The sequence below is a fragment of the Pseudomonas sp. LAMO17WK12:I5 genome (assembly GCF_900215165.1).
Classification (GTDB): domain Bacteria; phylum Pseudomonadota; class Gammaproteobacteria; order Pseudomonadales; family Pseudomonadaceae; genus Aquipseudomonas; species Aquipseudomonas putida_A.
In genome coordinates this window covers 490,572-510,952 of the sequence record NZ_OBDS01000002.1, presented here as the reverse complement: position 1 = coordinate 510,952, position 20,381 = coordinate 490,572, and the positions used below count along the sequence as shown (strand labels likewise).

Below are 20,381 nucleotides of genomic sequence, written 5' to 3'. Positions count from 1 at the left end.
AATTAAATGCCCGATTGACGGTTGCCATCGACAGGGCGCTCGGCAACACTCTCGTCCCGATCAAGGAAGGAGTGCCATCGTGAGCGCTGTCGATATTTTCCGCATGCTGTCGCTGGCAGCCATCTGGGGCGCGAGCTTCCTGTTCATGCGCATTATTGCGCCGGTGATCGGCACCATTCCGACCGCGTTCTTTCGGGTGTCGATTGCTGCCGTCGGTCTGCTGGTGATTCTCGGGCTGATGCGCATCAGCTGGGATTTCAAGGGCAAACTGAAAACCGTGATGTTGCTGGGCGTGATCAACTCGGGGATTCCGGCGACGTTGTATTCGGTGGCGGCGCAAGTGTTGCCGGCCGGTTACTCGGCAATCTTCAACGCCACCACGCCGTTGATGGGCGTGTTGATTGGCGGGCTGTTTTTCAGCGAAAAACTCACTGTCGCGAAACTGACCGGGGTGTTTCTCGGCTTGTTCGGTGTCGGCGTGCTGACGCGCGCAGGTCCGGTCGCGTTCGATCTGCAATTGCTGATGGGCGCCCTCGCCTGCCTGCTCGCTACCACTTGCTACGGCTTCGCCGGGTTCCTCACGCGGCGCTGGCTGGATCACAGCGGCGGGCTCGACAGTCGTCTCTCGGCCGTGGGCAGCATGCTCGGTGCCTCGCTGTTTCTGTTGCCACTGTTCGGCTACAGCGTGATCACCGCCCCTCCGGCAAGCTGGGGTGGGTGGAATGTCTGGCTGTCGCTGCTGGGCCTGGGGCTGGGTTGCACCGCGTTCGCCTACATCATCTATTTCCGCCTGCTCAGTTCCATCGGCCCGGTCAAATCGATGACCGTGACCTTCATGATCCCGGCGTTCGGCGTGTTGTGGGGCGCATTGTTGCTGGATGAGCCGTTGTCGATGGCGCACCTGTATGGCGGGGTGTTGATTGCGCTGGCGTTGTGGCTGGTGTTGAAGCCGGCTGTAGCAACAGCCCGCTGATGTTGCGGCGCTGATAAGTCAGTCTTCGCGAGCAAGCCCGCTCCCACAGGTGAATGCATTCCCCCCTGTGGGAGCGGGCTTGCTCGCGAAGGCGGCCGAACAGCCGCCATCGGTTTACGGATCAGCCGGTTTTACGGAACACAAACGCCAGCCCGACGATGATCAACAGCATCCCCAGCACACTCAACGCCGCCAGACGATTGCCGAAAATCACGTAGTCCATCACCGCCGTCACCGCCGGCACCAGATAGAACAGACTGGTGACATTCACCAGATTGCCCCGGGCGATCAGGCGATAGAGCAACAGTGTCGCCAACACCGACACCACCAGTCCCATCCACAACACCGGCACGATGAAACCCGTGCTCTGTTCAAAGTGGAACGGCTGAAATGGCACAAATATCCCGCACAACAACAGCCCGGCCAGATACTGCACCGGCAATGTGCCGAGGGGATTGTCGGTGATGCGTTTCTGCATGATCGAGCCCACTGTCATGCTCGCCAGCGCCAACAGACCGAACAGCATCCCTGCCCAGGACATCCCCGCCAGTCCGATACCCTGATAAACCACCATAATCAACCCGGCCAGGCCCAGCGCCAGACCGAACATCCGGCTCGCCGAGCGCTGGCGCTCCATCAGCACCACGGTCAGGATCGGCTGCACGCCCATGATGGTCGCCATCACCCCCGGCGTGACTTTGGTGTTGAGTGCCAGCAGATAGAAAATCTGATACGCGCCCAACAACACCACGCCCGTTGCAATCGCAAACAGCATCGGCCGACCGCCCTTGGGCAGCTTCAACTTGAGCAGCGGCGTCAACAGCAGCAGCCCGCACAGTGCGATCACAAAGCGAATCAGCAGAAAGGCAAAGGGCGAGGCATGGGCCAGCCCCCATTTGGAGAAGATCGCTCCGCTGCTCCACAGCAGAACGAACAGGCTCGTGGACGTCGCCGCGAGCGCGGATTTTTTCGAAAGGACAAACATGAATACCACCTGTAGTCAGGCAAATAGCCAACTCAGCCGAGACTGAAATTCAGTAGGTTTTTCTGGCGGGCGCAGGGGTCAGCAAAGAATGCCGATCAGCCCGAAACGCCAACGCCCGGCGGTGATACGACGGCGCACACCGGCGTGCTACTGACAGGTGGAGGGTAATGACTGATCTGCCCAGGCTGCTGATTCCCGCACGGCACGACGCCAGCGTTGACCGCTGAATCGACTACCGCGTTGATGAGGAATGCAGGCATTGGGGCTGATCTTTTTTGAAGGGTTTGGAGAGTGAATCAGATGATTCACGAGCGCCGACTATAACCAGCGTGGGACATGGATTGCAATGATTTGGACAAAGGGCCAGCAGGGACAGCTCGATGGCAGGCGCATAGGCTGATGAGCAACGGATAGGCCCATTGATGGGGAGACAGGGAATGCTCGGGATCACATGCCAAGGGAACGGACGAATTTGCGGTATCAGTTGTACAAATCGCAGGCCAGGAAACAGGCAAGCATCGCCAAAGCTCTATTGCAGCTACCAGCGCGACAAGACTTGTCGAAAGTACGCTTCGAACCCATCGACGCCATAGCACTGAGCGCGTTCGAGCTCTGGGAGAATCCACTTTTTTGCTGGCGAGAGGTTGCCGCATGGAAATCACGAGAACCCCTGTCCCTGGATATCGCGATCTGGTTCGAAGAACAGCTCTGCGGACTGTGCTTCGTCAATCCGAACAAAAGCCGCCAACGTATTCGAATCGTACGATTGGAAGGGCGACCCGGAGATTCTCACCCGCTGAAAAATCGTATCGGGACCTTGGCAATGATGGTCATCGATGAGTTCGCCCAAATAGTCGGCAGCAAGTTCATTGAAGTCCAGGAGCCAATGCAGGGAGCAATTCCTGTTTATACAAAGCTCGGCTTCAAATTTGATTTGGAAGGTCGTCTTGTCCTAGCAGTGGAGAGTAAAGTATCGTGAAAACAGTTCAAGTAATGATCAATGAGGGAGGGAGCATGCGCAAATCAGTCAAGAAATCCCCCGCTAAGAAAAGATCAATCAAAACAGAAGAAAAGATTGTGTCATCCGGGCTATCAGCCAATCAGCAGCGCTTTCTGCAGTTACTGATTACAGGCATTGAAGACGAACCCAACGTTCTCGCCGGGCGCCGCTGACTCACAGACAATAAAAAACCGCTCACAAGGAGCGGTTTTTTCATTTCAACATCCGGCCTCAACCAAACAGCCAATACCCCAGCAGAGTCAGCACCACCACCGCCAATACCGGACGCAGGATGCGGTAGGCCTTGGGATTGCGGCGTTTCCACTGTTTGACCACGCCGCTGAACCGGTCGCTGAAGTTCTTGCTCCAGGCGTAGGCCTGGTTGATGCCGCCGACACGTTCATCATCAAGGTTCTGCGGCGCGGTGGCGCGGCCCAGCCAGGCGCTGATGGCGCGGTTGATGCGGGTCATCAGGCGGTTGCTCAGCGGGCGTTCGACATCGCAGAACAGGATGACGCGGGTTTGTTCGGTCTCGTTCTTGACCCAGTGCACGTAGGTCTCATCGAACATCACGTCTTCACCGTCGCGCCAGGCGTAGACCTGACCATCAACGAAGATCCGGCAATCGTCGGAGTTCGGTGTCGACAGGCCCAGGTGATAACGCAGCGAGCCGGCAAACGGGTCACGGTGCGGGTTCAGATGGCTGCCACCTGGCAACAGCGCGAACATCGCGCCTTTGACGTTAGGGATCGCACTGACCAGCGCCACGGTCTTCGGGCACAGGGTTTCGGCCGACGGCAGCGGTTTGTCGTACCACTTGAGGTAGAAACGTTTCCAGCCCTTCTTGAAGAACGAGCCGAAACCGGCGTCATTGTTCTTTTCGGCGGCGCGGATGTAGCCCTCGTCGAACAGGTGCATGGCTTCGTCGCGAATGGTTTCCCAGTTATCGCGCAACACATCCAGCTCCGGAAACTTGCTGCGATCCAGATACGGTTTGGAGGGAACGCCGGAGAACAGGTACATCAGCGCGTTGTACGGGGCGAACAGCGCCGAGTGGTTGACGAACTGGCGCAGAACCGGCAAACGCGCCTTGCCGCGCAAATGCACATAGAGGATGCTGCCCACAAACAGCAGCAGCACCAATACCTTGGCGGCTAACGAAAAGGTCATCAACGACTCCTTGAATAAAGACAACGCTGCGCAATGCCCTATAGCCGGCATGGCAGCCGGCCATGATAAACACTACCGGCCTCGGGAAAAACCCGCTGAACCCAAGATTCAGTGTTAAGAATTGCGCAACAAAGCATTTATTAGCATAACGATCCTGAACCCTGGCTGATCTGAGTCAATTCGACTACTGCTGATTCTCCTGCTCGGTGAACAGATCGCTGAACAGCATGCTCGACAGATAGCGTTCACCGGAGTCCGGCAAAATCACCACGATGGTCTTGCCCTGCATTTCAGGCTTCTCGGCTAAACGCACTGCCACGGCCATGGCCGCGCCGCAAGAGATACCGCACAAAATCCCTTCTTCCTGCATCAGGCGCAGCGCCATGGCCTTGGACTCGTCGTCAGTGACCTGCTCCACCCGGTCGACCATCGACAGATCGAGGTTCTTCGGCACGAAACCCGCGCCAATCCCCTGAATCTTGTGTGGGCTCGGCTTGATCTCTTCACCCGCCAGCGCCTGGCTGATGACCGGCGAAGACACCGGCTCCACTGCCACCGACAGAATCGGTTTGCCCTGGGTATTCTTGATATACCGCGAAACGCCGGTGATGGTTCCGCCGGTCCCGACGCCAGCCACCAGCACATCGACGGCGCCATCGGTGTCGTTCCAGATTTCCGGGCCGGTGGTTTTTTCGTGGATCGCCGGGTTGGCCGGGTTATCGAACTGCGACGGCATGAAGTATTTGCCGGTGTCGCTGGCAACAATTTCGGCAGCCTTCTCGATCGCGCCTTTCATGCCCTTGGCCGGTTCGGTCAGGACCAGCTCTGCGCCGAGGGCCTTGAGCACCTTGCGCCGCTCGATACTCATTGATGCCGGCATGGTCAGCATCAATTTGTAACCACGGGCGGCGGCGACGAAGGCCAGACCGATGCCGGTATTGCCCGACGTCGGTTCGACGATGGTCATGCCCGGCTTGAGTTTGCCGCTGCTTTCGGCGTCCCAGATCATGTTCGCGCCGATCCGGCACTTGACCGAATAACCGGGGTTGCGCCCCTCGATCTTGGCCAGAATGGTCACGCCGCGCGGCGCGATGCGGTTGATCTGCACCAGCGGCGTGTTGCCGATGGAATGGGCGTTGTCAGCGAAAATACGGCTCATGGCTGGGTCCTTATGCAGCGTTGAATTCAGCCTTTCAAGGTATGCCTGTTGCCGGGCGCAGTCCAGTCGGGTCGAACGTCTGCGCCGCGCCACAGTCAATCGCTTACATCGTTCGGGAATTGTTGTCATGAAGCGTCGTTATAGCTGGCCAATAGGGATTTTTGCCGTCGTGGTTGTGCTGCTGATCGCCCTGCACATCGCCCTGCCCTACGTGGTGCGCGATTACCTGAACGGCAAACTGGCCGACATGGGTGACTACCGCGGCCAGGTCACCGACGTCGATCTGGCCCTGTGGCGCGGCGCCTACCGGATCAACGGCCTGAAGATCGTCAAGGTCGACGGCAAGGTGCCGGTGCCGTTTGTCAACGCGCCCGTGATCGATCTGGCGGTCAGCTGGCATTCGCTGTGGTACGACCATGCCGTGGTGGCGCAGGTGCAATTCTTCAATCCCGAGGTCAACTTCGTCGATGGCGGCCCCAACAAGCAGAACTCGCAGACTGGTAAAGGCACCGACTGGCGGGCGCAACTGGGCAAGTTGCTGCCGATCACTCTCGACGAGGTGCAGATCCACGACGGCAAGATCACTTTCCGCAATTTCAACTCCAAACCGCCGGTCAATATGAACGCCAGCAACGTCGAGGCGAGCATCTACAACCTGACCAACGTGGTCGACAAACAGGGCAAGCGCGATGCCCGCTTCGAAGGCAAGGCCAAGCTGCTCGGCCACGCACCACTGGAAACCACGGCCACTTTCGATCCGCTGAGCAATTTCGAGGACTTCCAGTTCCGCCTGCGCGCCCGCGACATCGAACTCAAGCGCATGAACGACTTCGCCTCGGCCTACGGCAAGTTCGACTTCAACGCCGGCCACGGCGACGTGGTCATCGAGGCCCAGGCGAAAAAAGCCCAGGTCACTGGCTACATCAAACCGCTGCTGCGCGACGTCGAAGTGTTCAACTGGCAGCAGGACGTGGAGAACAAGGACAAGAGCATCTTCCGCTCAGTCTGGGAGGCCATCGTCGGCGGCACGGAAACCGTGCTGAAGAACCAGGCCAAGAATCAGTTCGCCACCAAGGTCGAACTCAGTGGCAACGTGCATCAGCAAAACATCAGTGCGTTCGAAGCGTTTTTGCAGATTTTGCGTAATGGCTTCATTCAGGCTTTCAATGCGCGGTATGAGCGGCCGAAGCCGGATGCGGGCTAATTCTTACGATTAACGACATATCGACCAGATTCTTCAGCCGCCAGCGTGGACTTTTGCTGCAATGAGTCCCAACCAAGACAAGCCAAGGCTAATGACCTTGGCACCGCCTCCCGCCCATTACTGTATCGGCTGATGCTGCGGGCACTGACACCCAGCGCCTCGGCTGCCAGATTCAGTGAGAGTCCGGTACGTGCACGCCAATCGATGAAAATCCGAGTGTTTTCATCGACAGTGTTTTGGGCCAGCGCATCCATATAAAGCGTGTCTGCGCCAATCTGTATATCGGGCTCAAGCCATTCGACCGTCCAGCCATTGTCGTCAAGGGTCGCAGCCGCAAACACTTCGGGATCAAGCAATGGTTGCAGACCTGGATAAGCGTGGATGTCTCGGCTCAGGTCAAGGGTCAGATCCTGACCATCAATAAAGGTCAGTTTCAATCGAAAACCTGACAGTGCCTGCACAGCCGTCAGACGAGGCCTTTTCATGGGTAACATCGTTTCCAGTCCTCCAGCAGTTGCACTTGATGAGCCGCAACCCAAGCCAGCGCTTCCTTGATAATCAGCGGCGGTGCCTTGCCCGTCATGACTTCGACGGTTTCAAGGCTCAGCATCACGTCCACTCCGCCACCGATCAAGTGGACATGGGGTGGCGGGTGATCCTTCTCACGTAACTGAATGCGATATTTGTCGCGAAATCGGTATTTAGTCGTCATGCCCGACAGGCTATCGCCAAATCGGCGATACCTGAATACTGGCCTCTGGCCGAAACCGAGTCAACATGTGACGCCCCATTCAGAGACTGAATAAGCCGTCTGCGTTCACAGTCGACCGGGCTGCGCGTTATAGTCGGGGCATCCGATTTTTTCGCCCCCGCCCTGCCCGTGCAGGTCGGCGTTACCGTTCGAGGATTAGCAGATGAAGTTCGAAGGCACCCAGGCCTACGTCGCCACCGATGACCTGAAGCTGGCGGTCAATGCCGCCATCACCCTGGAGCGGCCGCTGCTGGTCAAGGGCGAACCGGGCACCGGCAAGACCATGCTCGCCGAGCAACTGGCCGAATCGTTCGGCGCCAAGCTGATCACCTGGCACATCAAGTCCACCACCAAGGCCCATCAGGGTCTGTACGAGTACGATGCGGTCAGCCGTCTGCGCGACTCGCAACTGGGCAACGAAAAAGTCCACGACGTGCGCAACTACCTGAAGAAGGGCAAGCTGTGGGAGGCTTTCGAGTCCGAAGAACGGGTGATTCTGCTGATCGACGAAATCGACAAGGCCGACATCGAGTTCCCCAACGACTTGCTGCAAGAACTCGACAAGATGGAGTTCTACGTTTACGAGATCGACGAGACCATCAAGGCCAAGAAACGCCCGATCATCATCATTACCTCCAACAACGAGAAAGAGCTGCCGGACGCCTTCCTGCGCCGCTGCTTCTTCCACTACATCGCCTTCCCGGATCGCAGCACCCTGCAGAAAATCGTCGACGTGCACTACCCGGACATCAAGAAGGATCTGGTCAGCGAAGCGCTGGACGTGTTCTTCGACGTGCGCAAGGTGCCGGGCCTGAAGAAGAAGCCGTCAACCTCGGAACTGGTAGACTGGCTGAAGCTGCTGATGGCCGACAACATTGGCGAAGCAGTGCTGCGCGAGCGCGATCCGACCAAGGCCATTCCGCCATTGGCCGGTGCGCTGGTGAAGAACGAACAGGATGTGCAGTTGCTTGAGCGCCTGGCGTTCATGAGCCGTCGCGGTTCTCGCTAAGAGGCTGATGCCATGTTGCTCAACCTGTTCAATGAAATGCGTGCAGCCAAGGTGCCAGTGTCGGTGCGCGAGTTGCTCGACCTGATCAACGCGCTGAAACAGCGCGTCACCTTCGCCGACATGGACGAGTTCTACTACTTGTCGCGGGCGATTCTGGTGAAGGACGAACGGCATTTCGACAAATTCGACCGTGCGTTCGGCGCCTACTTCAATGGCCTGGAAAAACTCGACGATCACTTGCAGGCGCTGATTCCCGAAGACTGGTTGCGCAAGGAATTCGAGCGTTCGCTGACTGATGAGGAACGCGCGCAGATCCAGTCCCTCGGCGGTCTGGACAAGCTGATCGAAGAATTCAAGAAACGTCTGGAAGAACAGAAGGAACGCCACGCCGGCGGCAACAAATGGATCGGCACCGGCGGCACCAGTCCGTTCGGCTCCGGCGGCTTCAACCCGGAAGGCATCCGCGTCGGCGATGCCGGCAAGCGTCAGGGCAAAGCGGTCAAGGTCTGGGATCAGCGCGAGTACAAGAACCTCGACGATTCGGTGGAGCTGGGTACGCGCAACATCAAGGTCGCCCTGCGTCGTCTGCGCAAATTTGCCCGTCAGGGTGCGGCTGAAGAGCTGGACATCGACGGCACCATCGACCACACCGCCAAGGACGCCGGCCTGCTGAATATCCAGATGCGTCCGGAGCGGCGCAACACGGTGAAGCTGTTGCTGCTGTTCGACATCGGCGGCTCGATGGACGCGCACGTGAAGATCTGCGAGGAACTGTTTTCGGCCTGCAAGACCGAGTTCAAGCATCTGGAGTACTTCTACTTCCACAACTTCATTTATGAGTCGGTGTGGAAGAACAACATGCGCCGCACGTCCGAGCGTTTCTCGACCCAGGATCTGCTGCACAAATACGGCGCCGACTACAAAGTGATCTTCATCGGTGACGCCGCCATGGCGCCCTACGAAATCACCCAGGCCGGCGGCAGCGTCGAGCACTGGAACGAAGAGCCGGGCTACCTGTGGATGCAGCGCTTCATGGAGAAGTACAAGAAGCTCATCTGGATCAATCCGTATCCGAAGGACACCTGGGGCTACACCTCGTCGACCAATATCGTGCGCGATTTGATCGAGGATCAGATGTATCCGCTGACGTTGCGTGGGCTTGAGGAAGGGATGCGATTTCTGTCCAAGTAATCTTTGTTGTCAGTGATGCCCTCTTCGCGAGCAGGCTCGCTCCCACAGGTGAAATGCATTCCAATGTGGGAGTGAGCCTGCTCGCGAAGCCCTTAGCTAATTATGAAACGCTGCAAATACTCGACATGCTCGCGATGTGCGACTTCCTGCACCACCGGCCTAAACCGCACCTGCGCCCCCGGCAAACACTGCGCCAGTCGCGCCAGCGCCAACGGCGTCAACGCTCCCAAGCGCGGATAGCCACCAATCGTCTGCCGATCATTGAGCAGCACAATCGGCTGTCCATCCGGCGGCACCTGCACCGCACCCAGCGGAATACCCTCGGAAATCATCGGCCGGCCCTGATACTGCAACGCCTTGCCCAGCAACCGAATGCCCATGCGATCAGCGCGACTGTCGAGCGTCCACGGACTGTTGAACACATCGAACAGACTCTGCCCGCTGAACTGGCCGATCTGTGCGCCAAGCACCAGATCCAGCGGCGCATTGAGGCGCAGATCAGGTCGATGCGCCTGCGGCACTTCACGCACCTGCAGAACCGCACCGCGATAACTCAGTCTCGCGCCCTTGGTCAGCGGTAACCCCATACCATCCAATCCACCGAGTTCTTCGCGTACCACCGTGGCACTGCTGCCCAGCACCTGCGGCGCATCGAAACCACCGGGCGCCGCCAGATAAGCCCGGGCGCCGAGCAGCGGTTGAGTGAACTTCAATGTCTGGCCTTTGCCCAGTTTGAAACTGCGCCACGGCGCCAGCGCCTGCCCATCGATCTGCGCACCAAGATCAGCGCCGGCCAGCGCCAGCAGGCAATCCTCCTGCGCCACCACGGCAAACCCGCCGAGGGTGATTTCGATCACCGGCAGATCCAGCGCATTACCGAGCAACCAATTGCCCCAACTCATCGAACTCCAATCCGCGGCACCGCCCTGGGTCACGCCCAAATGGCGCACGCCGAAGCGCCCGGCGTCCTGCAACAGGCACAGCGGCGTGCTCGCTTCAATTGTCAGTCGGCTCATGCCAGCGCCTCCAGTGGCGTGTCATCGCCGCCCAGGTTGATGAACTCGGCGTGGCTCACCGCTTCGAAACGCACGGTGTCGCCGGGTTGCATCAGGCTGTAGCCGTCGCGATGACGGTCGAACAGTTTCGCCGTGGTGCGGCCGATCAGGTTCCAGCCACCGGGGGACACCACCGGATAAGCCGCGGTCTGCCGCTCGGCAATCCCGACGCTGCCAGCCGCGACTTTCTTGCGTGGGGTGTCCAGGCGTGGCGCCGCGAGGATTTCTTCCACCAGCCCCATGAAGGCGAATCCCGGCGCGAAGCCGAGGGCGAACACCTGATATTCACGCGCGCTGTGACGGAGGATCACCTCTTGCACCGCCAATCCACTGCGCTGCGCCAACAGACTCAGTTCGGGACCGACACTCAGGTCGTACCAGACCGGCAACACATGGCACTGGCCGCCGGTGCGCGCATTCGGCGACAGGTCGATCAAGGCTTCAGCGATCAATTCACGCGCCTGACTCGGGCTCAGCGCGGTCAGATCGTAATGCACCATCAACGTGGTGTAGGACGGCACCAGGTCGATCAACTGCGCGCCAAACACCGCGCGCAAGCGCTCACTGGCGGCGAGCATCCACGGCATGTTGGATTCGGCAATTTCATCGAACAGGCGCAGCATCAGGCAGTCGAGGGCCACCACTTCAATCCGTGGACTCATGGCGCGCTCTGCTGATTCAGGGCCTCGCGAATGCGCTGCACGGCGGCCACCGAACTGGTGTTGTCGCCATGCACGCACAAGGTGTTGGCCTGCAGGTGCAGCGCGCTGCCGTCGCTGGCGACGAGCTCGCCGCCACGGGCGATGGTCAGCGCCTGTTCGATGATTTTTTCTGCTTCGTGATGCACTGCGCCCGGCAGTTGCCGCGAGACCAGTCGACCTGCGCTGTCGTAGGCGCGGTCGGCGAAGGCTTCGAACCACAGGGTCACGCCGTATTCATCACCAAGCTGTTGCGCCGCCGCGTTATCGCGGGTGGCCATCAGCATCAGCGGCAACGTGCGATCGTAAGCCGCCACAGCTTGAATCACCGCCCGCAATTGCGCCGGGTTGGCCATCATGTCGTTGTACATCGCGCCGTGGGGTTTGACGTAACTGACTCGCCCGCCCTGCGCCTTGCAGATGCCGTCGAGCGCGCCGATCTGGTAATGCAGGATGTCTTGCAGTTCCTGGGCGGAATAGGCCATGGAGCGCCGGCCGAAACCGACCAGATCCTGATAGGCCGGGTGCGCGCCGATCTGCACGCCGTGGCTCAGGGCCAGGCTGACGGTCTTGCGCATGATGCTCGGGTCACCGGCATGGAAGCCGCAGGCCACGTTGGCGCAGTCGATGAAGGGCATGACCTCGGCGTCCAGACCCATGGTCCAGCTGCCGAAACTCTCGCCGATATCACAATTCAATAGCAGGCGGCTCACGGTGAACACTCCTGTAGCTTCTGGTCTTTTTATCTGTAGGACGCTTGCCCGGCAGGTTATCAGTTACTGCGCATCCAGTTGCTTGCCACGGGTCTCCGGCAGGCTCAGTGCGGCGAGAATCACCACGCCGTAGGACACCGCAGCAAACGCGCCGATCCCAACGCTCAACGGCACCTTCTGGCTGAGCAAGCCGATCAGCAGCGGAAACAATGCCGCCAGCGCCCGACCGATGTTGTAGCAGAAGCCCTGCCCCGAGCCGCGAATTCGCGTTGGAAACAGCTCGGTGAGAAACGCGCCCATGCCGCTGAAAATTCCCGAAGCGAAGAAGCCCAGCGGAAAGCCCAGCCACAGCATCACCCCGTTGCTGACCGGCATCTGCGTGTACAGCAGAACGATGGTGAACGAGCCGACCGCGAACAGGATGAAATTCTTTTTACGTCCCAGCAGATCGGTCAGATAAGCGCTGATCACATAGCCGACGTAGGAGCCGACAATTACCATCGCCAGATACCCGCCAGTGCCGAGCACACTCAAGCCGCGTTCATTCTTGAGGAAGGTCGGCAGCCACGAGGTGATCGCGTAGTAACCGCCGAGCGCACCGGTGGTCAGCAAGGAAGCACGGAACGTGGTGAACAGCATGGCGGGGGCAAAGATCTCGTAGAACTTCGCCGGATTCTGCGGAGTTTGTGCAGCCTTGGCTTCGCGATAGATCTCCGGGTCTTTCACCAGCCGCCGCACGAAGATCACGAAAATCGCCGGGACGATGCCGAGAATGAACAGCGCACGCCAGGCATCCTCCGGCGGCAACACCGAGAACAGCAGCGCATAGAGAATCGCCGTCAGCCCCCAGCCCAAAGCCCAACCGCTCTGCACCATGCCCACCGCCTTGCCGCGATCCTTGGCGCGGATCACTTCACCGATCAACACCGCGCCGGCGGTCCATTCGCCACCGAAACCGAAGCCCATCAGGGTGCGGGCGATCAGCAGCTGTTCGTAGCTCTGCGCAAAACCACAGAGGAAGGTGAAGAAGGTGAACCACAGCACCGTCAGTTGCAGGGTGCGCACGCGGCCAATGCGGTCGGAGAGAATCCCCGCCACCCAGCCACCAATGGCCGAGGCGATCAGGGTGCTGGTGTGAATCAGCCCGGCCTGCCCGGTGGTGATGCCCCACATGGCGATCAGGGTCGGCACCACGAAACTGAGCATTTGCGTGTCCATGCCATCCAGGCCATAGCCGATCTTGCAGCTCCAGAAGGTACGACGCTCTTGCTGATTGATGTTGCGATACCAGTCGAACGGTCCGGGGCGGGCCGTGTTCTTGGGGAGGTCGAGGGTGTCGGGCGCACGCATGGCAAGTCTCCGCAGGCTTTTATTGGTCTTGTTCGAAGTTCCGACGACGCCTATCGTGGGAACCGGATGCGCCGATTTTTCGTCGCCCGGCCCTGCTGCGTCCAACGAATAAAAACCCGCCTTAGGCATAAGAAAAATTTGTCACCCGAGCCGTTGCCATGAACCTGAAGTTTCTCGAGACCTTTGTCTGGGTCGCCCGGCTGAAGAGTTTTCGCCTGACCGCCGACAAGCTGTTCACCACCCAGGCGTCGATTTCCAGCCGCATCGCAGTGCTCGAAGGCGAGCTGGGGGTGAAGCTGTTTCTGCGCGATTCACGCGGCGTCAGCCTGACACCCGAAGGCCTGAAAGTGCTGGATTATGCCGAGCAGATGCTTGATACGATGTCGGCGCTGAAGCAATCGATCGAGACCCGTTCGAGCAAGGTCGGGCGAGTGCGCATCGGCGTGATGGACACGGTGATCCACACCTGGCTCAGCCCGTTGGTGGCGCAGATGACCGATCTGTATCCACGGGTAGAAATCGAGCTGGTGGCGGATACTTCGCTTAACCTCTGCGATCAGCTGCAAAAAGGCTTTCTCGACATCGTTCTGCAAACCGATCTGGTGCGCCACGAAAGCGTGCGCAGCCTCGAGCTGGCCAGCCATCCGCTGGGCTGGATCGTTGCGAGCAATTCGATCTACAACCGTGACTACGCCGACCTCGGCGAACTCGCGCAGGAGCGGATCATCACCTACTCGAAGAACTCCCGACCGCATCAGGATCTGCTGGCATTGATGCAGGCCAACGGTGTGTTGGCGCCGCGCCTGAACTGCGTGAATTCGGTGTCGGCGATTACCCGGCTGTTGCGTGATGGTTTTGGGATTGGCGTGCTGCCGCCGGTGCTGGTGGCCGAGGAACTGGCGCGGGGTGAACTGACCTTGCTCGACATCGACCAACGACCGCCGAATCTGCAGGTGGTGGTGTCGTGGCGAGTTGGCGTGGAGTGGGTCGAGGAGATGGTGACGTTGTGTCAGCAGGTGCTGGCGGGGTATGCGCGCAAGGTCGGTGAAAAGTACATCACCCTTACTCAGTAATCACACCTGTGGTGAGGGGATTTATCCCCGATGGGCTGCGCAGCAGTCCTGAAACCTGAGCAATCAGGTTGATCTGACACACCATTGAGGGCCGCTTCGCGCCCCATCGGGGATAAATCCCCTCGCCACGGGGTTTGGCCAGCCTTACAAGCCGCGCACGTCGCGGTCTTCTATCGGTCGGCTCTGGCGCAAACGCCGGCCGCCGAGCACCACCCAGTCAATCAGACGAATCAGGCACTCGATGCCGAACGACAGCAGCAACGCGCCGCTCATGCCCCAGATCATTGCTTCCGGGGTCAGCAGGATCTGGTAGCTGTAGCCGTTCCAGGTTTCCTTGCGAATGTCCGGGTCGGCGGCCAGCACCACTTGCAGGAAGCGGATGTACCACGGCCCCTGCATCGCCTGGAACTGTTTATCCAGCGCCAACTGCCGGTTGAGCAAAGTGCTCAGGCTGTCGGCATCGCTGCGAAACACCGGGTCGTCACTGGCGCGGTAATGCGCGACCAGCGCCTGCAAGTCGCCCTTGAAGAACTGCTCGGCGGTGCCCTGAAAACCGCGCAGACCGGTCTGCGCTTCGATCAGATGGGCTTCGACGCGTTTGGCGTAATCGTTGATGAAACCCGGCACCTGGACACCGATCAACAGGCCCGCCGCAAACAACACCAGCCGTAGATAACTGAGCAACATCGAGGAAAGATCCTTTATTCGGTCGTGCCCTGGCTGACGCATTCGCCGCGTCGCCACAGGCTCCATTGGCCCGGTTGGTAACGGGTCCAGGTTTCGTTTTCGGTCAAAGGCTCGGTGGCGATCACCGTGACCACGTCGTTGGGCGTGGTTTCCGCCTGGAAATCGACGATCACATCGACATCCTTGAGCCGCGCCGGGCCGAACGGTGCGCGCCGGGTGATCTGTGCCAGTTTGGTCGAGCAATAGCAGAACAGCCAGTCGCCGTCGCTGAGCAGACAGTTGAACACGCCTTTGCTGCGGTATTCGGCACATGCAGCGACCAGATCCGGCAGCAGCACTTCTATATCGACCGGTTCCGGGAATGCTGCACGCACGCGGTTGAGCAAATCGCAGAACGCCGCTTCGCTGTCGGTATCGCCCACCGGGCGGTAGAAACTCTTGATCGGGGTGAAATCGGCGAGCTGGCCGTTGTGCGCGAAACACCAGTTGCGCCCCCACAGTTCGCGGACGAACGGGTGGGTGTTGGACAGGCAGACCTTGCCGACGTTGGCCTGGCGGATGTGGCCGATGACCACTTCGCTCTTGATCGGATAGCGCTGCACCAGATTGGCGACTTCCGATTCGCTGCTCGCGGCCGGGTCCTGAAACAGGCGCAAGCCACGACCTTCATAGAAGGCGATGCCCCAGCCGTCGCGGTGCGGGCCGGTACGCCCGCCGCGCTGCATCAGGCCGGTGAAGCTGAACACGATATCGGTCGGCACGTTGGCACTCATGCCCAGTAGTTCACACATGTGCTGACTCTCGTGATTACAGACGCGGCTCGACGCGCATGCGCTGCGGATTGTTCGGCAATGGCGGGCGACCGTAGCGGTCATCACCGGCAGCGCCGAACGGCTGATCGTCGTCGCGATCATCGGCACGCGCCGCCGCTTTGGCCGCCTCGGCCTGCTCGCGGCGGGCGCGCGAGGCGCGTTCGATCGGGAAGCGGATCAGCACGAAAATCAGGTAGATGCCGAACGCAATCATGCCGTACATGAACAGATCGGAAATCGCCCGCCAGGCGTTGTTGCCGACCTTGAAGGCCAGGTCCAGCGCGGTAATGGCGATCGACGGCGCAACCTTGGCTTTCACCGGGTCAATGATGGTCGGGCTGAACAGCAACACTGCCATCAGCACCCGCAGCGGCTCGCGCAGCCAGCGCCACATCCAGCGGGTCAGGCGCATCCATACCAACAGGCAGCCCACAGCGGCAAAGGCGTAGAGGCCCCAGGCGATCAGATAGTCGTTCTCGGTCATGGTGTCCATGGCAAGGCAGGCAAAGAGGCGCTTATAGTAACGACTTTTCGCCCGTCAGGCTTGTCCCAATGCCAGACGGCCCGCAGCATACCCTGTGGGAGCGAGCCAGCTCGCGAAAGCGCCGGGTCAGTGAAACAAATGTCATCTGACAGAACGCTTTCGCGAGCAGGCTCGCTCCCACAGGGGCTGAGGCGGTTTCAACAACCGCGAACACCATTATTCCGAATACTGTCCGAGAGCCTTCCATGCCCGAATCCGCCCACGTCATCCGCGCCCCGATCGCCCGCAAGGCTGCCGGTGCCGACCCGTATGCCTGGCTGCAGGAACGCGACACCGACGCGGTGCTCGACTACCTCAAGGCCGAAAATGCCTATCAGGAAGCACAGACCGCCGATCAGGCCGGCCTGCGCGAAAGCCTGTTCGAGGAAATCAAGGGCCGGATCCTCGAAACCGACCTGTCCCTGCCCTCGCCCTGGGGCCCGTATCTGTATTACACGCGCACCACGGCGGGTGACGAGTACGCCCGCCATTACCGTTGCCCGCGTCCGGCCGACGACAGCCTGATCCTCGACGAAAGCCGCGAGCAACTGCTGCTCGACCCGAACGTTTTGGCCAACGGCGGCTTCTTCTCGCTCGGCGCGTTCAGCATCAGCCCCGACCACCAGCGTCTGGCCTACAGCGTCGATGCCTCGGGCGACGAGATCTACACGCTGTTCGTCAAGGAGCTGGCCAATGACAAGGTCAGCGAACTGGAATTTCAGGACTGCGACGGCAGCATGACCTGGGCCAACGACAGCCTGACGCTATTCTTCAGTGTGCTCGACGACACCCATCGCCCGCACAAACTGTTTCGCTATCGCCTCGACGGCACCGCCGCCGAAGAGGTGTTCCACGAGCCGGACGGGCGTTTCTTCCTGCATTGCTACCGCTCCAGTTCCGAGCAGCAATTGCTGCTGACCCTGGGCAGCAAGACCACCAGCGAAGTCTGGGCGCTGGACGCGCATCAGCCGCACCTGCCCTTCACTTGCCTGGCGCCACGGGTCGAGGATCACGAATACGATGTCGACCACGGCGCGCTGGATGGCGTGTGGACCTGGTTCATCCGCACCAACCGTGACGGCATCAATTTCGCCCTGTATCAGGCGCCGGACACCGGTGTGGTACCGAGCGAAGCCGACTGGCAGAAGCTGATCCCGCACAGCGACACGGTGATGCTCGACGGCGTGACGCTGAACACCGCGGCCATGACCCTGAGCCTGCGCGAAGGCGGTCTGCCGATCATCGAAGTTCATCCGCAAGGCCAGACGGCGTACCGCGTGCAATTGCCGGACGCGGCTTACAGCCTCTATGTGCAGAACAGCCTGGAGTTCGAGAGCGACCGCATCCGTCTGCGTTACGAGGCGCTGAATCGTCCGGCACAGGTGCGCCAATTGCTGCTGGCCAGCGGCGAGCAAACCGTCCTGAAAGAAACCCCGGTGCTCGGCCCGTTCGACGCCGACGCCTACGTCAGCCAACGCCTGTGGGCCACCGCGCCGGACGGCACGCAGGTGCCGATCAGTCTGGTGATGAAACGCGAAATGGTCGGCAAACCAGTGCCGCTGTACCTGTACGGTTATGGCGCCTACGGTTCCAGCCTCGACCCGTGGTTCTCCCACGCACGCCTGAGCCTGCTGGATCGCGGCATGGCCTTCGCCATCGCCCACGTGCGTGGCGGTGGTGAGCTGGGCGAGGCGTGGTATCGCGCCGGCAAACAGGAACACAAGCACAACACCTTCAGCGACTTCATTGCCTGCGCCGAATTCCTGATCCTCAACGGCATCACCACCGCCGAGAAACTGGCGATCAGCGGCGGCAGCGCTGGCGGCCTGTTGATTGGCGCGGTGCTCAATCAGCGCCCGGACCTGTTCGGCGTGGCGATTGCCGAAGTGCCGTTCGTCGACGTGCTCAACACCATGCTCGACCCGGACTTGCCGTTGACCGTCACCGAGTACGACGAGTGGGGCAACCCTGAAGAGCCGGAGGTCTACGAGCGGATCAAGGCGTACGCGCCGTACGAAAATGTCACAGCGCAGGATTACCCGGCAACCCTGGTCATCGCCGGCTACAACGACAGCCGCGTGCAGTACTGGGAAGCGGCCAAGTGGGTGGCGAAACTGCGCGCGACCAAGACCGACGACAACCTGCTGCTGCTCAAGACCGAACTCGGCGCCGGGCATGGCGGAATGAGCGGGCGTTATCAGGGATTACGTGACGTAGCGCTCGAATATGCATTTGTGTTCAAGGTTTTGGGCCTGGCCTGAGGAACTCCGTCGGTCACTTGGGTCTTAACTCCAGACCCCGGTGGTCGATACACCACAGATCCCATTGTGGGAGCGGGCTTGCTCGCGAATGCGGTGGGTCAGTCGACACTGATATTGACTGAACCACCGCATTCGCGAGCAAGCCCGCTCCCACAGGGGTCCGTGTAGTGCCTGAAAACCGTGAAAACAATAAAGACCGCAACGACATGTCAGAACCGACCTTACTGAACAACGAAATTCGCGACTGGCTGATGGATTGTGGCCTGTTCGATCAATTGCAACTGGCGGACTTTGCCGCAGCCTCGGGCTACTTCAGCATCAGCACCGTGGCGGAGGGCGAAGCGATCTTCCGAGAGGGTGATGCCGGCAGTTTCATGTGCATCCTCCACAGCGGCCAGGTCGCCGTGCAAAAGACTGGCCCCGACGGCCAGGTCATCACCATGGCCACCCTGCGCAGCGGTCGGGCGTTCGGCGAAATGGCGGTGCTGGATGGTGAGCGCCGTTCGGCGACCTGCGTCGCGGCGAGCAACTGTCAGTTGCTCAACCTGGGCAAGGACTCGCTGGAAAAAATGCTCAACGACGCACCGAAGATCGCCGCCAAGATCATCCGCGCCCTCGCCGTGTCCCTCTCCAAACGCCTGCGCATGGCCGACGGCCAACTGGCGGCGCAACAGGTTTAACCGCCGGGAGATTTGGTCTTGGTGCTGCCCGGTTCGATGCCCGGCACCGGTTGATCCTTGCTCGGCGGGCTGGGCATTTCGATCGGCACCAGCGGCGGGCTACCACTGCCGGCACCGGCCTTCGGTGCGCTGATCGGGGTGATTTGCGGATACGGGGTCGGCGTGGCGGTTCCCGGCGAGCCGGGTTGCGGCGTCGGGCTGACCGGAATGGTCTGCTGCGCCTGCACTGCAGTAATCGAGAGCGCGGCCAGGGCAATGGCCGTTAGAATGGTGCGCTTCATCAAGGGCTCCGTTTGGCCTTAAGTCTGCGCTCAGGCTACTCCCAACGGGCCTGCTTGCCTTCCCCCTTGTAGAGATTTCCATGAAACGTTTCGTTCTGCTCGACACCACGCCGATCCCTGACAACGGTGGCGCCCTGTGCCTGTTCGAGTATGGCGAGGATTTCGTCATCAAGATCCAGGGTGGCGACGGCGGGCAATTGATGAACACGCGCATGCACGGTTCGGAAGATGCGCTGGCCGAGATCCCTTGCCGCAAGGTCGCCGGCCGGCCGAATTCGCGGGTGCTGATTGGCGGTCTGGGCATGGGCTTCACGCTTGCCTCGGCGCTCAAGCACCTGGGCAAGGGTGCCGAAGTGGTGGTCGCCGAACTGGTGCCCGGCGTGGTCGAGTGGAACCGTGGGCCGCTCGGTGAAAAATCCGGGCGACCGTTGCTCGATCCGCGCACGGTGATCCGTCAGGACGACGTGGCCAATGTGCTGCAAAGCGAGCCAAATGGCTTCGACGCGATCATGCTCGACGTCGACAACGGTCCCGAAGGTTTGACGCAGAAGGCCAACAGCTGGCTGTACTCGGCCGCTGGTCTGAACGCCTGCGCCAAGGCGCTGCGCCCCAAGGGTGTGCTGGCGGTGTGGTCGGCCAGCGCTGACCGGCAGTTTTCCGACAAATTGAAGAAGGCCGGGTTCAAGGCCGAAGAAGTCCAGGTCTTCGCCCACGGCAACAAGGGCACCCGCCACACGATCTGGATTGCCGAGAAGCTCAAGGGCTGAGCTAAACTCTGCACATAACCGTCATTAGTCTTTTTACAA

The 20,381-nt window shown here is 60.2% G+C and carries 23 protein-coding genes; 10 read left to right on the top strand and 13 right to left on the bottom strand.

Annotated features, from left to right (window positions below; all coding sequences use genetic code 11):
• Window positions 1-79: 79 nt before the first annotated feature.
• Window positions 80-973, top strand: a complete 894-nt coding sequence (locus CRO59_RS05280) for a DMT family transporter (protein WP_027614539.1) — start codon at window positions 80-82, stop codon at window positions 971-973.
• Window positions 974-1,094: 121 nt separating this feature from the next.
• On the opposite strand, the gene CRO59_RS05275 is transcribed toward CRO59_RS05280, so the two are convergent.
• Complete coding sequence (locus CRO59_RS05275) at window positions 1,095-1,958, bottom strand: DMT family transporter (RefSeq protein ID WP_097086722.1); 864 nt, start codon at window positions 1,956-1,958, stop codon at window positions 1,095-1,097.
• Between the two features lie 451 nt (window positions 1,959-2,409).
• Here CRO59_RS05275 and CRO59_RS05270 point away from each other — a divergent pair, with 451 nt between their 5' ends.
• Together CRO59_RS05270 and CRO59_RS28725 are read left to right on the top strand one after the other, a co-directional pair.
• Window positions 2,410-2,937, top strand: coding sequence for an N-acetyltransferase (locus CRO59_RS05270; protein ID WP_027614537.1), 528 nt, complete (start codon window positions 2,410-2,412; stop codon window positions 2,935-2,937).
• Between the two features lie 35 nt (window positions 2,938-2,972).
• Complete coding sequence (locus CRO59_RS28725) at window positions 2,973-3,131, top strand: hypothetical protein (RefSeq protein ID WP_167734099.1); 159 nt, start codon at window positions 2,973-2,975, stop codon at window positions 3,129-3,131.
• Window positions 3,132-3,189: 58 nt separating this feature from the next.
• Here the strand turns inward: CRO59_RS28725 and CRO59_RS05265 are convergent, their stop codons facing one another.
• The gene (locus CRO59_RS05265) at window positions 3,190-4,128 is read right to left on the bottom strand and encodes an aspartyl/asparaginyl beta-hydroxylase domain-containing protein (protein WP_027614536.1); all 939 of its coding nucleotides are present in this window, start codon (window positions 4,126-4,128) and stop codon (window positions 3,190-3,192) included.
• Window positions 4,129-4,312: 184 nt separating this feature from the next.
• Window positions 4,313-5,287 carry a cysteine synthase A gene (gene cysK, locus CRO59_RS05260; RefSeq protein ID WP_041070300.1) on the bottom strand — a complete coding sequence of 325 codons (975 nt, stop codon included), beginning with the start codon at window positions 5,285-5,287 and terminating at the stop codon, window positions 4,313-4,315.
• Window positions 5,288-5,414: 127 nt separating this feature from the next.
• On the opposite strand from cysK, the gene CRO59_RS05255 reads away from it, so the two are divergent.
• Window positions 5,415-6,491, top strand: coding sequence for a DUF748 domain-containing protein (locus CRO59_RS05255; protein ID WP_096796619.1), 1,077 nt, complete (start codon window positions 5,415-5,417; stop codon window positions 6,489-6,491).
• On the opposite strand, the gene CRO59_RS05250 is transcribed toward CRO59_RS05255, so the two are convergent.
• Both CRO59_RS05250 and CRO59_RS05245 read right to left on the bottom strand, forming a co-directional pair.
• Window positions 6,488-6,985, bottom strand: a complete 498-nt coding sequence (locus CRO59_RS05250) for a DUF2442 domain-containing protein (RefSeq protein WP_097086719.1) — start codon at window positions 6,983-6,985, stop codon at window positions 6,488-6,490. The two genes, CRO59_RS05255 and CRO59_RS05250, sit on opposite strands and share 4 nt — an antisense overlap.
• On the bottom strand, window positions 6,973-7,203 hold the full coding sequence (locus CRO59_RS05245; RefSeq protein WP_097086717.1) for a DUF4160 domain-containing protein: 231 nt from the start codon (window positions 7,201-7,203) through the stop codon (window positions 6,973-6,975). Before CRO59_RS05245 ends, CRO59_RS05250 begins: the two co-directional genes overlap by 13 nt.
• Before the next feature lie 202 nt (window positions 7,204-7,405).
• Here CRO59_RS05245 and CRO59_RS05240 point away from each other — a divergent pair, with 202 nt between their 5' ends.
• Both CRO59_RS05240 and CRO59_RS05235 read left to right on the top strand, forming a co-directional pair.
• On the top strand, window positions 7,406-8,251 hold the full coding sequence (locus tag CRO59_RS05240; protein ID WP_003222636.1) for a MoxR family ATPase: 846 nt from the start codon (window positions 7,406-7,408) through the stop codon (window positions 8,249-8,251).
• Window positions 8,252-8,263: 12 nt separating this feature from the next.
• The gene (locus CRO59_RS05235; protein WP_027614532.1) at window positions 8,264-9,442 is read left to right on the top strand and encodes a VWA domain-containing protein; all 1,179 of its coding nucleotides are present in this window, start codon (window positions 8,264-8,266) and stop codon (window positions 9,440-9,442) included.
• 92 nt (window positions 9,443-9,534) lie between these two features.
• Here the strand turns inward: CRO59_RS05235 and CRO59_RS05230 are convergent, their stop codons facing one another.
• The 4 genes from CRO59_RS05230 to CRO59_RS05215 all read right to left on the bottom strand — a co-directional run bounded on the left by CRO59_RS05230 (window position 9,535) and on the right by CRO59_RS05215 (window position 13,258).
• Window positions 9,535-10,458, bottom strand: a complete 924-nt coding sequence (locus CRO59_RS05230; protein ID WP_097086715.1) for a biotin-dependent carboxyltransferase family protein — start codon at window positions 10,456-10,458, stop codon at window positions 9,535-9,537.
• Entirely contained in the window at window positions 10,455-11,159 is a 705-nt protein-coding gene (locus tag CRO59_RS05225; RefSeq protein WP_097086713.1) for an allophanate hydrolase subunit 1, read from the bottom strand. Before CRO59_RS05225 ends, CRO59_RS05230 begins: the two co-directional genes overlap by 4 nt.
• Window positions 11,156-11,908 carry a 5-oxoprolinase subunit PxpA gene (locus CRO59_RS05220; protein WP_097086712.1) on the bottom strand — a complete coding sequence of 251 codons (753 nt, stop codon included), beginning with the start codon at window positions 11,906-11,908 and terminating at the stop codon, window positions 11,156-11,158. The genes CRO59_RS05225 and CRO59_RS05220 overlap by 4 nt, the downstream gene beginning before the upstream one ends.
• A gap of 63 nt (window positions 11,909-11,971) precedes the next feature.
• Window positions 11,972-13,258 (bottom strand): MFS transporter, encoded by a 1,287-nt coding sequence (locus tag CRO59_RS05215; protein ID WP_097086710.1) that lies wholly within the window; start codon window positions 13,256-13,258, stop codon window positions 11,972-11,974.
• Window positions 13,259-13,416: 158 nt separating this feature from the next.
• Between CRO59_RS05215 and CRO59_RS05210 the strand changes: the two genes are divergently transcribed.
• Window positions 13,417-14,331, top strand: coding sequence for a LysR family transcriptional regulator (locus CRO59_RS05210; protein WP_097086709.1), 915 nt, complete (start codon window positions 13,417-13,419; stop codon window positions 14,329-14,331).
• A gap of 144 nt (window positions 14,332-14,475) precedes the next feature.
• Here CRO59_RS05210 and CRO59_RS05205 read toward each other — a convergent pair whose 3' ends face one another.
• The 3 genes from CRO59_RS05205 to CRO59_RS05195 are packed head-to-tail and all read right to left on the bottom strand — an operon-like array spanning window position 14,476 to window position 16,323.
• Complete coding sequence (locus CRO59_RS05205; protein ID WP_096796613.1) at window positions 14,476-15,018, bottom strand: DUF2937 family protein; 543 nt, start codon at window positions 15,016-15,018, stop codon at window positions 14,476-14,478.
• Window positions 15,019-15,032: 14 nt separating this feature from the next.
• Window positions 15,033-15,809: a class II glutamine amidotransferase gene (locus CRO59_RS05200; protein WP_007969599.1), complete on the bottom strand. Its 777-nt coding sequence runs from the start codon at window positions 15,807-15,809 to the stop codon at window positions 15,033-15,035.
• Window positions 15,810-15,825: 16 nt separating this feature from the next.
• Complete coding sequence (locus tag CRO59_RS05195; RefSeq protein ID WP_086791999.1) at window positions 15,826-16,323, bottom strand: MFS transporter; 498 nt, start codon at window positions 16,321-16,323, stop codon at window positions 15,826-15,828.
• A gap of 236 nt (window positions 16,324-16,559) precedes the next feature.
• Between CRO59_RS05195 and CRO59_RS05190 the strand changes: the two genes are divergently transcribed.
• Entirely contained in the window at window positions 16,560-18,614 is a 2,055-nt protein-coding gene (locus CRO59_RS05190) for a S9 family peptidase (RefSeq protein ID WP_097086707.1), read from the top strand.
• 206 nt (window positions 18,615-18,820) lie between these two features.
• Window positions 18,821-19,294, top strand: coding sequence for a cyclic nucleotide-binding domain-containing protein (locus CRO59_RS05185; RefSeq protein WP_097086754.1), 474 nt, complete (start codon window positions 18,821-18,823; stop codon window positions 19,292-19,294).
• Here CRO59_RS05185 and CRO59_RS05180 read toward each other — a convergent pair.
• Window positions 19,291-19,575, bottom strand: coding sequence for a hypothetical protein (locus CRO59_RS05180; protein WP_097086705.1), 285 nt, complete (start codon window positions 19,573-19,575; stop codon window positions 19,291-19,293). The genes CRO59_RS05185 and CRO59_RS05180 overlap by 4 nt on opposite strands.
• An 80-nt stretch (window positions 19,576-19,655) precedes the next feature.
• Between CRO59_RS05180 and CRO59_RS05175 the strand changes: the two genes are divergently transcribed.
• A complete protein-coding gene (locus CRO59_RS05175) occupies window positions 19,656-20,342 on the top strand; it encodes a spermidine synthase (RefSeq protein ID WP_097086703.1) in 687 nt (228 codons plus the stop codon).
• The last annotated feature ends 39 nt before the right edge of the window (window positions 20,343-20,381 follow it).